Consider the following 12,400-nt stretch of genomic DNA (forward strand, 5'->3'; position numbering starts at 1 on the left):
GGTCCCTGTGGCGCAGCTGGCCGTGGCCCAACTGGTCTACACCAGTAGGCCCGACTCCCTCAACCGCCATCTGGGCCCTATGGCCCAGGACACAGGAGTCGCGGGTTTCGGACAGCCGTGACCCCATGTTAGAACAGGTCTACACCACTGTGGTGTAGACCACTATTCCCCCGCTGCCCGGCCGTACCGTGCCTTTGGGCTGCGCCCCCACATGGAGGACGTTGATGACCACCGCCACCGCCGCGGCGGCGCCCGCGAAGAAGCGGGGTTCGGGCCTGTTCCAGGGCCTGCAGAAGATCGGCCGCAGCCTGCAGCTCCCGATCGCCGTGCTGCCCGCGGCGGGCATCATGGTCCGCCTCGGCCAGGATGACATCTTCGGCAAGGACGGCCTCGGCTGGGACAAGGTCGCCGCCGTCTTCAGCAACGCGGGCAGTGCTCTGACCGGGTCCCTGCCGATCCTGTTCTGCATCGGGGTGGCGATCGGCTTCGCGAAGAAGTCGGACGGCTCGACCGCGCTGGCCGCGGTGGTCGGCTTCCTCGTCTACAAGCAGGTGCTCCAGGCGTTCCCGGTGACCGACGCGGTGATCAAGCACGGCGAGGACGTGCCGGCCACCTACAACGACCCGGGCGTGCTGGGCGGCATCATCATGGGGCTGCTCGCGGCGGTGCTCTGGCAGCGGTTCCACCGCACCAAGCTGGTGGACTGGCTGGGCTTCTTCAACGGCCGCCGGCTGGTGCCGATCATCATGGCGTTCGTCGGCATCGTGATGGGCGTCTTCTTCGGCCTGGTCTGGGAGCCCATCGGGCACGGCATCTCCAGCTTCGGCGAGTGGGTGACGGGGCTGGGCTCCGGCGGTGCGGCGCTGTTCGGTGCGGTCAACCGTGCACTGATCCCGATCGGTATGCACCAGTTCGTCAACACGGTGGCCTGGTTCCAGCTCGGCGACTACACCGACTCCGCCGGACATGTGGTGCACGGCGACATCACCCGCTTCCTCGCGGGCGACCCGTCGGCCGGCATGTTCCAGTCCGGCTTCTTCCCCATCATGATGTTCGGCCTGCCGGCCGCCGCGCTCGCCATCGCGCACTGCGCCCGTCCCGAGCGCCGCAAGGCCGTCACCGGCATGATGGTCTCGCTGGCGCTGACCTCGTTCGTCACCGGTGTCACCGAGCCGATCGAGTTCTCGTTCATGTTCATCGCGCCGGTGCTGTACGTGCTGCACGCGCTGCTGACGGCCTTCTCCATGGCGCTGACCTGGGGGCTCGGCGTGCATGCCGGCTTCAACTTCTCGGCGGGCTTCATCGACTACGCGCTGAACTGGCACCTGGCGACCAAGCCGTGGCTGATCATTCCGATCGGGCTGGTGATGGCGGTGGTGTACTACGTGGTCTTCCGCTTCGCGATCGTCAAGTTCAACCTGCCGACGCCGGGGCGCGAGCCGGACGGTGAGGTCGAAGACCTCACCAAGGCCTGAGCCTCCGGGGCCGCACCGGTCCCCTGCCGGGGCTGCTCCCCGGCAGGGGTGCGGGGAACTGCGCGACGGGCCACGACGGGACCGTGGAGGACCGGGCCGACGGGAAGCGTCAGATCCAGTATTCGGCGCCCGGCACCGCCAGCTCCGCGGGGCCGTCGTACTCCGCACGGGCGTCTGCCAGGTTGCCCGCGGGATCCGTCCACGGCGGAATGTGCGTGAGGACCAGCCGCCGGGCGCGGGCGACCCGCGCGACCTCGCCCGCCTCCCGGCCGTTGAGGTGCAGATCCGGGATGTTCTCCTTGCCCGCCGTGAACGCCGCCTCGCAGAGGAACAGATCGGTGTTCGCGGCGAGTTCGGCAAGCTCCTCCGCGGGCCCCGTGTCCCCCGAGTAGGTGAGGGACGTGCCGTCGTGCTCCAGCCGGATGCCGAACGCCTCCACGGGGTGCCGCACCTTCTCCGTGCGGACGGTGAAGGGGCCGATGTCGAAGCTCCCGGGCTTGACCGTGTGGAAGTCGAAGACCTCGCTCATCGAGGACGCGGACGGCGTGTCCCCGTACGCCGTGGTCAGCCGCTGCTCGGTGCCCTCGGGCCCGTAGACGGGGATCGGGTTGCAGCGGCCGCCGTCGTGCCGGTAGTAGCGGGCCACGAAGTAGGCGCACATGTCGATGCAGTGATCGGCGTGCAGATGGCTGAGGAAGACGGCGTCGAGGTCGTAGAGACCGCAGTGGCGCTGCAACTCGCCCAGGGCACCGTTGCCCATGTCGAGGAGCAGCCGGAAGCCGTCGGCCTCCACGAGGTAACTCGAACAGGCCGAGTCCGCGGACGGGAACGAGCCCGAGCAGCCGACGACGGTGAGCTTCATTGCTGCTGGAACCTCCGCGCGGGCTTACGTTGGACGGGACGGCCGTAACGGCGACGGGACAGAGGGGGTGCGGGTCGTGCGGTCGGGGGCACCTGCCCGGTCCTTGAGACACTGGGGGAGAGCGTAAGGCGCAAAAGTGCCGGTCGCTCCTCCGTCGAGGGCCGTTGTGGGGGAACTCACCTGCGGTGTCACCGGTTCGGCGGCCTCGACGTCCCCGGGGCCGGGTACGGTCGCGTCATGGACGCGTCCTGGTGGCCCGCGGTGATCGCCGTCGTGCTGCTCGCGCTCCTGGCCACGGTGGCCGATGGGTGGGGGCGGAGCGGGCGGGGACCCAGGCGGCGGGCACGGGACAGGCGTTCCCGTCGTAAGGACCAGCCCCGGGAGTGAGCCCGGCGGGCTCCTCCCCTGACCACCAGGGTGCCACCTAGAGGGGCGCGGAGTCGCCGGCCCGGCACGCGCGGGGCGCTCCCGGCCCGGCCGGGAGCGCCCCTGTCCGAGGGCCTAGGCCCAGAGCTGGCCGTGCAGGGTTTCGATCGCCTCTTCCGTGGTGGCCGCGGTGTACACACCCGTCGACAGATACTTCCAGCCACCGTCGGCGACGATGAAGACGATGTCCGCGGCCTCCCCCGCCCGGAGTGCCTTGCGGCCGACGCCGATCGCCGCGTGCAACGCCGCACCGGTGGAGACACCGGCGAAGATTCCTTCCTGCTGAAGGAGTTCACGCGTCCGCGCCACCGCGTCGTCGCTGCCCACCGAGAACCGGGTGGTGAGCACGGAGGCGTCGTACAGCTCGGGAACGAAGCCCTCGTCGAGGTTGCGCAGGCCGTAGACCAGGTCGTCGTAACGCGGCTCCGCGGCGACGATCCGGATGTCCGGCTTCTGCTCGCGCAGGTAGCGTCCCGCACCCATCAGCGTGCCGGTGGTGCCGAGGCCGGCCACGAAGTGGGTGACCGCGGGCAGGTCGGCCAGGATCTCGGGGCCGGTGGTGGCGTAGTGCGCGCCGGCGTTGTCCGGGTTGCCGTACTGGTAGAGCATGACCCAGTCGGGGTGCTCGGCGGCGAGTTCCTTCGCGACCCGGACGGCGGTGTTGGAGCCGCCCGCCGCCGGACTGGAGATGATCTCCGCCCCCCACATGGCCAGCAGCTCGCGGCGCTCCTGCGAGGTGTTCTCCGGCATCACGCACACCATCCGGTAGCCCTTGAGCCGGGCCGCCATGGCGAGCGAGATGCCGGTGTTGCCGGAGGTGGGCTCGAGGATGGTGCAGCCGGGAGTGAGGCGGCCGTCCTTCTCGGCCTGCTCCACCATGAACAGCGCCGGGCGGTCCTTGACGGAGCCGGTCGGATTGCGGTCCTCCAGCTTCGCCCAGATCCGTACCTCCTCGGAGGGCGACAGCCTCGGCAGGCGGACCAGCGGGGTGTTGCCGACCGCGGCGAGGGGGGAGTCGTAGCGCATCGGGATCAGGCCCGGCCGCCGGCCACCGCCGGGAGGATCGTGACGCTGTCGCCGTCCGACACCTTGGTGTTCACGCCGTCCAGGAAGCGGACGTCCTCGTCGTTCAGGTAGACGTTCACGAAGCGGCGGAGCTGGTCGCCGTTCTCCTCGTCGATCAGGCGGGCCTGGATGCCGGTGTGCCGGGTCTCCAGGTCGGCGAAGAGCTCGGCGAGGGTCGTCCCCTGGGCCTCTACGGCCTTCGCGCCGTCGGTGTACTGGCGGAGGATGGTCGGAATGCGGACCTCGATGGCCATGGCTTCAGGGCTCCTGTCGGGTGGGTGTCGGTTCGGTGGGCGCGCGGCACCACGGTACGGCCGCGATCCCCTGCGGTGCGGGGCGGTGCGGGTGTGCGCGGCCGGGCGCCGCGGCTCGGGCCGCAGGGCGGCGGAGCTCAGCGCGGACAGATCGCGCTGGCCATCCTGCAGAGGTCGACGTGCAGCCGCGCCACGAGCATCCCCCCGGGGGCGGCTCCCATGCCCTCAAGGCGGTCGTGGCGCCTGGCGGACACGGGTGACTCCCCCACCGGCGTCTTGTCGCTCACGTCTTGAGGAACCATGCCGTCATCGTATCGATTCCCACCCGGCCCCCCGAGATGTGATCTCGCATCCTGGATGTATTTCATTCGCAGTACGAGATAGCAGATAGGCCCGGACCGCCCATATTCCTACCGGTGTCGGATTCCTTATACATGTACGCACCCGTTATGACCTCTATATGGGCATTCACCGGATACATCGAGTTTTGCGCCTGGTACGGAGGTGACTCGCGACGTAGAAGTGTTGAGACGAGGGAGCAGACCGTGATCACACGAGAGCAGATACCGAGCGTGCTGGACCACGCCGTGTACGACAGCCAGGGGAACAAGATCGGCGACGCCAAGCACATCTTCCTCGACGACGTCAGCGGCCGCCCCGAATGGGCCAGTGTGAAGACGGGCATGTTCGGCGCCCGTGAGTCCTTCGTCCCGATCAGGGACGCCGCGCTGGTCGAGGACCACCTGGAGGTCCCGTACGACAAGGCGAAGGTCAAGGACGCCCCCACCGTCGCCGTCGACTCCGGCGGCCACCTCTCCGCCGAGGAGGAGCACCGGCTGTACGAGTACTACGGCGTGGAGTGGGACACCGCCTGGCAGAGCACCGGCCAGCCGGCCGAGGGCCGCACCGGCCCCGGCACCGGTGAGCCGGGCACGGCGGGCGAGAGCGGCGCCGCGGGGCGGCCCGCCGCCCCGGCGTTCGGGGAGACCGCCGGCGCGGAGCGCCGGGCCGGGACCGAGGAGACGACCGCCGCGGGCGAGGCGTCCAGGATGCCCGGCGCGGGCGGCCCCTCCAGTGAGCGGATGGCCGCCGAGGGCGGCATGCCCGCGTCCGCCGCGGAGCCGGCGCCCGAGCGCGCCCGGCGGGCCGAGCGGGCCGCGGGCGACTTCGGGGACGCCATCACCCGCTCCGAGGAGCACCTGCACGTCAGCACCGAGCGTCAGGAGGTCGGCCGGGCGCGGCTGCGCAAGTACGTGGTCACCGAGGAGGAGGAGCAGCGGATCCCGCTGACCCACGAGGAGGTCAGGGTGGAACGCGAGCCCATCACCCCGGAGAACCGGGACGCCGCCCTGGCCGGCCCCGAGATCGCCGAGGGCCAGCACGAGGTGACGCTGCACGCCGACCGTGTGGTGATCGAGACCGAGACCGTGCCGGTGGAGCGGGTCAGGCTCGGAGTGGAGGAGAAGACGGAGCAGGAGACCGTGCGCGGGGAGGTCCGCAAGGAGCGGATCGATGTGGAGATGCCCGAGGAGGGCGCGCCCGGGACGCCCGGCGAGAGCGGCCGGAGCGGCCGGAGGGGCCGGTAGGGCACTCCGGCCGACCCGGCCGGCGGGCGGGGTACGGCCCCGTACCGGTGGCCGCCTCGGACGTCCTTCGCAAGGCGTGGGGGTACCCCCAGAGGTGCCCCCAGGCCATTCAGGCCACAGTCGGGCCACTCAGGCCACAGTCAGGTCGGTCAGGTCGGTCAGGTCGGTCAGGTCGGTCAGGTCACAGTCCCGCGGCCCCTTGAATGCGGGGCTGCGCCCCGCAGGTGCGCGTCAGTCCGCGTAGGCCTCGACCACGCGGACCTCCTCCTCCGTCACTTCCCCTTCCACGATGCGGAACGAGCGGAACTGGAACTCGCCGAGTCCGTCCGTGTCGGCCGTGGAGACCAGGACGTAGTGCGCGCCCGGCTCGTTCGCGTAGGTGATGTCCGTGCGTGACGGGTACGCCTCGGTGGCGGTGTGCGAGTGGTAGAAGACCAGCGGTTCCTCGTCGCGCTCCGCCATGCCCTTGTAGAGCTTCAGCAGGTCGCCCGAGTCGTACTCGTAGAACGTGGGCGAACGGGCGGCGTTCAGCATCGGGATGAACCGCTCGGGGCGGTCCGAGCCCTCCGGGCCCGCGATCGCGCCGCAGGCCTCGTCCGGGTGGTCCTTGCGGGCGTGCGCGACGATCTGGTCGTAGAGGGCCTGGGTGATGGTCAGCATGTCGGTCAGGATAAGCATGCGCCCCAGGCGTGCGTTTCCCCACGCCCCCGCCGGGGCGCGGGGAACCGCACGCCGCCTACATGTCCCCCGCGGAGGCCCCGCCCGGCCCGCTCTCGCCGGCGGCCGCACGCCCGGCGGCCGCCTGCGTACGGGCGAACGCCGCCGGATTGCGCGCCCTGAGCACCAAGTAGCTCACCACCATGACCAACGCCCACAGCGGCGCGCAGTAGAGCGAGATCCGGGTGTCCTTGTCGATGCCCATCATCACGACCACCACGCCGATGAACCCGAGCGCGAACCAGCTGGTGAACGGGGCGCCGGGGGCACGGAAGGCCGAGCGCGGCAGCTCACCGCGGTCCGCCTTGGCCCGGTAGCGGAGCTGGCAGACCAGGATCATGATCCAGGCCCACATGCCGGAGATCGTGGCGAACGACACCACGTAGGTGAACGCGTCCCCCGGCCACTGGTAGTTGATCCACACGCCGACGAGCATCAGCGCCGCCGAGAACGTGGTGCCGACCAGCGGGGTGCCGCTCCTGGTGAGCCGGGTGAAGACGGCCGGGCCCTGGCCGTTGCGGGCCAGGTCGCGCAGCATCCGGCCGGTCGAGTACATGCCGGAGTTGCAGGACGACAGCGCGGCGGTGAGCACCACGAAGTTGACGATCCCGGCGCCGGCCGCGAGGCCCATCTTCTCGAAGGCGGCGACGAACGGGGAGACGCCGGGCTGGAAGCTGGTCCACGGCACCACCGACAGGATCATGATCAGCGCACCGATGTAGAAGACGGCGATCCGCCACGGCACGGTGTTGATCGCCTTCGGCAGGGTCTTCTTCGGGTCCTTCGACTCCCCCGCGGTGACGCCTACCAGTTCCACGGCGAGGAAGGCGAACATCACGATCTGCAGCGTCATCAGGGTGCCGCCGACGCCCTTGGGGAAGAACCCGCCGTCGCTCCACAGGTGGCTCACCGAGGCGGTGCTGCCGGCGTCGGAGAAGCCGACGGTGAGAATGCCGACGCAGATGAGGATCATGCCGACGATCGCGGTGACCTTGACCATCGAGAACCAGAACTCCAGCTCGCCGAAGACCTTCACCGATATCAGGTTCACGCCGTAGAGAATGACCGTGAAGACCAGGGCCGAGGCCCACTGCGGAATGTTCCACCAGAACGTCATGTAGGTCGCCGCGGCGGTGACCTCGGTGATGCCCGTGACCACCCAGAAGAGCCAGTACGTCCAGCCGGTGATGAAACCGGAGAACGGGCCGATGAACTCGCGCGCGTACTCCGAGAAGGAGCCCGAGACCGGGCGGTACATCAGGAGTTCACCGAGGGCCCGCATGATGAAGAAGATCACCAGGCCCGCGACCGCGTAGGCCAGGATCAGGCTGGGGCCGGCCTTGGAGATCGCCTTGCCCGCGCCGAGGAACAGGCCGGTGCCGATGGCTCCGCCGATGGCGATCATCTGGATCTGGCGGGCGCCCAGCCCGCGCTGATAGCCCTCGTTGCTGCGGCCGCCGACCGCCGTGGAGCCCAGTGCTTCTGGGCCGTCGCCGTCGTGGTGGTCCACCTGGGCCGAGGTCATGGTGGTTGCGCCTTTCTCCATGCCGATCCGCCTGAATGGCCGCGGATCGGGTCGCGATCCCCCCGGATGTGCTGGAGTTGTGCCTGCCGGCGGTCGGCCGGCTGGGGCGCCCCCGGAGAGCCTGGGTGAGCCCTCTGGCGGTCGTGAAGATGTATCACGGCCTATGAGGTGATCAGATACCTATATGTGACCTACATCACTGGAAAAAACGCACGAATGCCACTCGGGTCGGCCATTCGGGTGACTGACGGTGACAGGATCGTTATCCGGATTTGAGCCTCCGCTGAGCGAACGCGTGCGCGACGGGGCCCTGGCCGGGGCGGCCCGGCGTACGCGCCGGGTTGCGTGTGCGGCACGCGCTGCTGCGACCGGTGCGCTTCCTGTTCCGCCGGGCTGGGGTGGCTCTGGCGGGGTGGACTTCGCTGGGGCTGGGGTGGCTTCTGTTGGGGTGCGGCGGGGGTGTCGTGCGCGCCTGCGGCTTTCGTCGTGGCCGGTGCGCCTTCTGTTTCGTTGGGGGGCGGGGCCGCGGGGGGATCTCCGTCCTCGGTCCGGCGCCTTCCGTAGACGTTTGAGCTCGCTGGTCTTGGCGCCGGCCGCTGCGGGCGGACATCCCCCCACGTCCCCTCACGCTCGTACGCGACTGCGACCCGGTGGGACCTGAGGTGACCACGGCACGCTCCTCCTACCCGTGCGGGCAGACGTTCCGCAGGGCTGGGGAGCACCTCCCAGGCCTTTCAGGCACTGGGGGGAGGGGGGTGGCCGGGGAGGTCGGTGGGCCGTCAGGGAGACAGGGTGGTGACGAGGGTCTCCTGGAGGCCGCCCAGCCACAGGTAGGCCATGACCATGGGCTTGCGAGGGTCGGAGTCGGGAAGCCGGTACAGATCGTCCGCCTCGTCCTCGTCCCGCACCTCCAGCCGCGCCCCGATCGCAAGCCGCAGATCGTTGAGCGCCCCCAGCCACCGCCGCGACTCCTCCGGCCCGAGCCGCAGCACCGCCCCCTCGTCCCCGGCAGGGGTCAACGCGTCCAGCGACCGGATCACCGCGAGCGCGTCCTCCCGCTTGCGCGCCCGCAGGTCGTTCTCCGTGAAGCGGCGGAACTCCGCCGAGAAGGAGCGCTGCTGCTCCGCCTCCTCCGCGGTGTCGGGCGGCCCGTCCGGCCCCCCGTACGCGTCCGGGAAGAGCCGCTTGAGCACCGGGTCGGACGGCGGCTCCGTGGGCCCCTCCGCGAAGAGTTCGGCCAGCGGGTCCTCCTGCTCCTCCTCGGCGGGGCCGGGCCCGATCAGCTCCAGGAGCTGGACGGCCAGCGAACGGATGATGGAGATCTCGACCTCGTCGAGCGCGACGGCAGCCCCGCCCCCCGGGATCGCTTCGAAATGTCCTGACATCGCAGAGAGCCGCTACTTCCGATCCTGCTGAAGGGTGGCCCACAGGCCGTAACCGTGCATCGCCTGCACGTCCCGTTCCATCTCCTCGCGGGTGCCGCTGGAGACGACCGCCCGGCCCTTGTTGTGCACGTCCATCATCAACTTGGTCGCCTTGTCCTTGGAGTACCCGAAGTACGTCTGGAACACATAGGTGACGTAACTCATCAGGTTGACGGGGTCGTTGTGCACGATGGTCACCCAGGGGAGGTCCGGCTCGGGTACGGCGAATGCCTCCTCGGCCGACTCGGGCTTTTCGATCTCTAGCGGAGCGGGAGCCGTCACACGGCCCATGCTGCCACCACTGACCGGCCCACGCACAAACCGACCCCACCCACCCTCGCCCAGCTACCGCCAGGGGGTGTCGCAAGCCACGGCACCGAAATCGTCAGAGTGACGAGATGAGGGGTACGATTCCGGCATGAACACTGCGGATCTGGGGTTGCCGGTCGACGTTCCGTCGACGGCACTCTTCACCGACCACTACGAGCTGACCATGCTGCAGGCGGCCCTCGGTGCCGGCACCGCACAGCGCCACTCGGTCTTCGAGGTCTTCACCCGCAGGCTGCCCGAGGGGCGCCGCTACGGCGTGGTCGCGGGCACCGGACGGGTCCTGGACGCCGTGGAGAACTTCCGCTTCGACGAGCCCGTGCTGCGCTTCCTGCGCGACCGGCGTGTCGTCGACACCGCCACGCTCGACTGGCTGGCCGGCTACCGCTTCGGCGGGGACGTCTGGGGCTATCCGGAGGGCGAGGTGTACTTCCCGGGCTCCCCCATCCTGCGGGTGGAGGGCAGCTTCGCGGAGTGCGTCCTGCTGGAGACGGTGATCCTCTCGATACTCAACCACGACTCGGCGATAGCCGCGGCCGCCTCCCGGATGGCCTCCGCGGCGGGCGACCGCCCGCTGATCGAGATGGGCGCCCGCCGCACCCACGAGCTGGCCGCGGTCGCCGCGTCCCGCGCCGCGTACGTGGGCGGCTTCACCAGCACCTCCGACCTCGCCGCCGGCTTCCGTTACGACATCCCGACGGTCGGCACCGCGGCCCACGCCTTCACCCTGCTGCACGACACCGAGACCGACGCGTTCCGCGCCCAGGTCGACTCGCTCGGCCGGGGCACCACCCTGCTCATCGACACCTACGACGTCCGGGAGGCGGTCCGCCGCGCGGTGGAGGTGGCCGGGCCCGACCTCGGCGCCGTCCGGATCGACTCCGGAGACCTGCTGCTCGTCGCGCACCGGGTGCGCCAGCAGCTGGACGAACTGGGGGCCACCGGGACCAGGATCGTGGTCACCTCCGACCTCGACGAGTACGCGATCGCCTCGCTGGCGGCGGCGCCGGTGGACGCGTACGGGGTCGGGACCCAGCTGGTGACCGGGTCCGGGCACCCGACGTGCTCCATGGTGTACAAACTCGTCGCCCGCGCGGAGTCCGCGGACGCGGCGGCGCCGCTGGTGCCGGTCGCCAAGAAGGCGCTGGGCGGCAAGACGTCCATCGGGGGGCGGAAGTGGGCGGCTCGGCGGCTCGACGCGGACGGGGTGGCCGAGGCGGAGGTGGTCGGGACGGGCCCGGTGCCGCAGGAACTCGCCGACCGGCAGCTGCTGGTCGAGCTGGTCAAGGGCGGGCAGGTCGTGGCCCGCGAACCCTTGGACGTCGTCCGCGACCGCCACGCCGCGGCTCGCGCCAATCTCCCTCTCTCCGCCACCCAACTCTCCCGCGGCGAGCCGGTCATCCCCACGGAGTACGCCTAACCACGCGCGGACGCCCCGGGGTGGGCGGGGCGGGCCCCCTTCCCCCGTCCCGGGTGGGTGGGGGTGGAGGTGGCTCCTCCCCCTTCCCCGTCTGCTCCCGGCGGCGCGGACCGGTACCGTCCTGGCACCGCGCGTCGTGGACTGTGCCCACTTTCCCCCAGCGCCTGAAGGTCCTGGGATGCGCCCCAGCACTGCGGAACGACTGCCCACAGCGGTAGGCAGGAGCGCGCGGGTTGGCGCCCACAGCGGTTAGCAGGGCCCATGCTGGCTGTGGTGACCTCAGACCCCACCGGGCCGCAGTCGCCGACGAGAGGTGAGGGGACGTGGGGGGATGTCCGCCCTGGGGGTACCTCCCAGGCCTTTAAGGCACTGGGGGAGTCCGGCGCCACGACCAGAGAACCCTCCAGTGTGCGGAAGGCGCCGGACCGTGGGGGCACCTCCCACGCCTTCAAGGCAGTGGGGGAGGAGATCCCCCCGCGGCCCCGCCCCACGACGAAGCAGAAGGCGCACCGGCCACGAGAAAGCCGCAGACGCGCACGACACCCGCGGTAGTGGTCGCGCTCTCGCGGAAAGCATTCCCAGTCTCTAGGCTCGGAGGCAGCGGCCGGCCCCGTCCCACCCACACCCCCAGGAAGCCAGGAAGCCAGCCCCCACGAAGCGGACCGCCCCGGACCTCACGGTCCGCGCCTGCGCACCCCACCCCAGCCGAAGGACACCGACCATGCGCCGCGCCCTGATCGTCGTAGACGTGCAGAACGACTTCTGCGAAGGAGGCAGCCTCGCGGTCACGGGGGGCGCGGACGTAGCCGCCGCCATAACCGAGCTGATCGGTCAGGCCACGGCCGGCTACCGCCACGTGGTGGCCACCCGCGACTGCCACATCGCCCCGGGCGACCACTTCTCGGACCACCCGGACTTCGTCCGCACCTGGCCCGCACACTGCATCGCGGGCACCGAGGGCGTCGGCTTCCACCCGAACTTCGCCCCGGCGGTGGCCTCCGGCGGCATCGACGCGGTCTTCGACAAAGGCGCCTACACAGGCGCATACAGCGGCTTCGAGGGCGTGGACGAGAACGGAAGCCCGCTCGCGGACTGGCTGCACAGCCACGGCATCACGGACGTCGACGTGGTCGGCATAGCCACGGACCACTGCGTACGGGCCACGGCCCTGGACGCGGCCCGCGAGGGCTTCCGCACCCAGGTCCTGCTCGACCTGACGGCCGGCGTCTCGGCGGCGACGACCGAGCGCGCCCTGGAGGAGCTGCGCGAGGCCGGCGTAGAGCTCACGGGCAAGCCCGTCGTCTGAACCAGGCACCCCG

Annotated in this window: 12 protein-coding genes; 4 read left to right on the forward strand and 8 right to left on the reverse strand. The window is 70.5% G+C overall.

All coding sequences use genetic code 11. The features are described from left to right. The first annotated feature begins 224 nt into the window (after window positions 1-224). Entirely contained in the window at window positions 225-1,475 is a 1,251-nt protein-coding gene (locus tag ACSMXW_RS13495; protein WP_485806458.1) for a PTS transporter subunit EIIC, read from the forward strand. 109 nt (window positions 1,476-1,584) lie between these two features. Here the strand turns inward: ACSMXW_RS13495 and ACSMXW_RS13500 are convergent, their stop codons facing one another. From ACSMXW_RS13500 to ACSMXW_RS13515, 4 genes are all read right to left on the reverse strand, one after another. Further along, complete coding sequence (locus ACSMXW_RS13500; protein WP_485806459.1) at window positions 1,585-2,337, reverse strand: MBL fold metallo-hydrolase; 753 nt, start codon at window positions 2,335-2,337, stop codon at window positions 1,585-1,587. A gap of 501 nt (window positions 2,338-2,838) precedes the next feature. Further along, window positions 2,839-3,789 carry a PLP-dependent cysteine synthase family protein gene (locus ACSMXW_RS13505; RefSeq protein WP_485806461.1) on the reverse strand — a complete coding sequence of 317 codons (951 nt, stop codon included), beginning with the start codon at window positions 3,787-3,789 and terminating at the stop codon, window positions 2,839-2,841. 5 nt (window positions 3,790-3,794) lie between these two features. Beyond that, the gene (locus tag ACSMXW_RS13510; protein WP_485806462.1) at window positions 3,795-4,082 is read right to left on the reverse strand and encodes a MoaD/ThiS family protein; all 288 of its coding nucleotides are present in this window, start codon (window positions 4,080-4,082) and stop codon (window positions 3,795-3,797) included. Window positions 4,083-4,219: 137 nt separating this feature from the next. Beyond that, window positions 4,220-4,384 carry a putative leader peptide gene (locus ACSMXW_RS13515; protein ID WP_485806463.1) on the reverse strand — a complete coding sequence of 55 codons (165 nt, stop codon included), beginning with the start codon at window positions 4,382-4,384 and terminating at the stop codon, window positions 4,220-4,222. Between the two features lie 243 nt (window positions 4,385-4,627). Between ACSMXW_RS13515 and ACSMXW_RS13520 the strand changes: the two genes are divergently transcribed. Further along, on the forward strand, window positions 4,628-5,668 hold the full coding sequence (locus tag ACSMXW_RS13520; RefSeq protein WP_485806465.1) for a PRC and DUF2382 domain-containing protein: 1,041 nt from the start codon (window positions 4,628-4,630) through the stop codon (window positions 5,666-5,668). A gap of 231 nt (window positions 5,669-5,899) precedes the next feature. On the opposite strand, the gene ACSMXW_RS13525 is transcribed toward ACSMXW_RS13520, so the two are convergent. The 4 genes from ACSMXW_RS13525 to clpS all read right to left on the reverse strand — a co-directional run bounded on the left by ACSMXW_RS13525 (window position 5,900) and on the right by clpS (window position 9,625). Beyond that, window positions 5,900-6,328, reverse strand: coding sequence for a M67 family metallopeptidase (locus ACSMXW_RS13525; protein ID WP_485806466.1), 429 nt, complete (start codon window positions 6,326-6,328; stop codon window positions 5,900-5,902). Between the two features lie 76 nt (window positions 6,329-6,404). Further along, window positions 6,405-7,910 carry an amino acid permease gene (locus ACSMXW_RS13530; protein ID WP_485807999.1) on the reverse strand — a complete coding sequence of 502 codons (1,506 nt, stop codon included), beginning with the start codon at window positions 7,908-7,910 and terminating at the stop codon, window positions 6,405-6,407. Window positions 7,911-8,689: 779 nt separating this feature from the next. Next, complete coding sequence (locus ACSMXW_RS13535) at window positions 8,690-9,295, reverse strand: DUF2017 domain-containing protein (protein ID WP_485806468.1); 606 nt, start codon at window positions 9,293-9,295, stop codon at window positions 8,690-8,692. Between the two features lie 12 nt (window positions 9,296-9,307). Further along, the gene (gene clpS, locus ACSMXW_RS13540; RefSeq protein WP_485806470.1) at window positions 9,308-9,625 is read right to left on the reverse strand and encodes an ATP-dependent Clp protease adapter ClpS; all 318 of its coding nucleotides are present in this window, start codon (window positions 9,623-9,625) and stop codon (window positions 9,308-9,310) included. Window positions 9,626-9,752: 127 nt separating this feature from the next. Between clpS and ACSMXW_RS13545 the strand changes: the two genes are divergently transcribed. Together ACSMXW_RS13545 and ACSMXW_RS13550 are read left to right on the forward strand one after the other, a co-directional pair. After that, window positions 9,753-11,081: a nicotinate phosphoribosyltransferase gene (locus tag ACSMXW_RS13545; protein ID WP_485806471.1), complete on the forward strand. Its 1,329-nt coding sequence runs from the start codon at window positions 9,753-9,755 to the stop codon at window positions 11,079-11,081. Window positions 11,082-11,802: 721 nt separating this feature from the next. Continuing rightward, on the forward strand, window positions 11,803-12,387 hold the full coding sequence (locus ACSMXW_RS13550; protein WP_485806472.1) for a nicotinamidase: 585 nt from the start codon (window positions 11,803-11,805) through the stop codon (window positions 12,385-12,387). Window positions 12,388-12,400: the final 13 nt, after the last annotated feature.

The sequence above is a fragment of the Streptomyces sp. DSM 116793 genome (assembly GCF_057320905.1).

Bases quoted from the DNA above. Each gene is read 5' to 3' on its own strand.
- ACSMXW_RS13495 (WP_485806458.1), top strand. From the start codon at position 225: ATGACCACCGCCACCGCCGCGGCGGCGCCCGCGAAGAAGCGGGGTTCG.
- ACSMXW_RS13500 (WP_485806459.1), bottom strand. From the start codon at position 2,337: ATGAAGCTCACCGTCGTCGGCTGCTCGGGCTCGTTCCCGTCCGCGGAC.
- ACSMXW_RS13505 (WP_485806461.1), bottom strand. From the start codon at position 3,789: ATGCGCTACGACTCCCCCCTCGCCGCGGTCGGCAACACCCCGCTGGTC.
- ACSMXW_RS13510 (WP_485806462.1), bottom strand. From the start codon at position 4,082: ATGGCCATCGAGGTCCGCATTCCGACCATCCTCCGCCAGTACACCGAC.
- ACSMXW_RS13515 (WP_485806463.1), bottom strand. From the start codon at position 4,384: ATGGTTCCTCAAGACGTGAGCGACAAGACGCCGGTGGGGGAGTCACCC.
- ACSMXW_RS13525 (WP_485806466.1), bottom strand. From the start codon at position 6,328: ATGCTGACCATCACCCAGGCCCTCTACGACCAGATCGTCGCGCACGCC.
- ACSMXW_RS13530 (WP_485807999.1), bottom strand. From the start codon at position 7,910: ATGACCTCGGCCCAGGTGGACCACCACGACGGCGACGGCCCAGAAGCA.
- ACSMXW_RS13535 (WP_485806468.1), bottom strand. From the start codon at position 9,295: ATGTCAGGACATTTCGAAGCGATCCCGGGGGGCGGGGCTGCCGTCGCG.
- clpS (WP_485806470.1), bottom strand. From the start codon at position 9,625: ATGGGCCGTGTGACGGCTCCCGCTCCGCTAGAGATCGAAAAGCCCGAG.
- ACSMXW_RS13545 (WP_485806471.1), top strand. From the start codon at position 9,753: ATGAACACTGCGGATCTGGGGTTGCCGGTCGACGTTCCGTCGACGGCA.
- ACSMXW_RS13550 (WP_485806472.1), top strand. From the start codon at position 11,803: ATGCGCCGCGCCCTGATCGTCGTAGACGTGCAGAACGACTTCTGCGAA.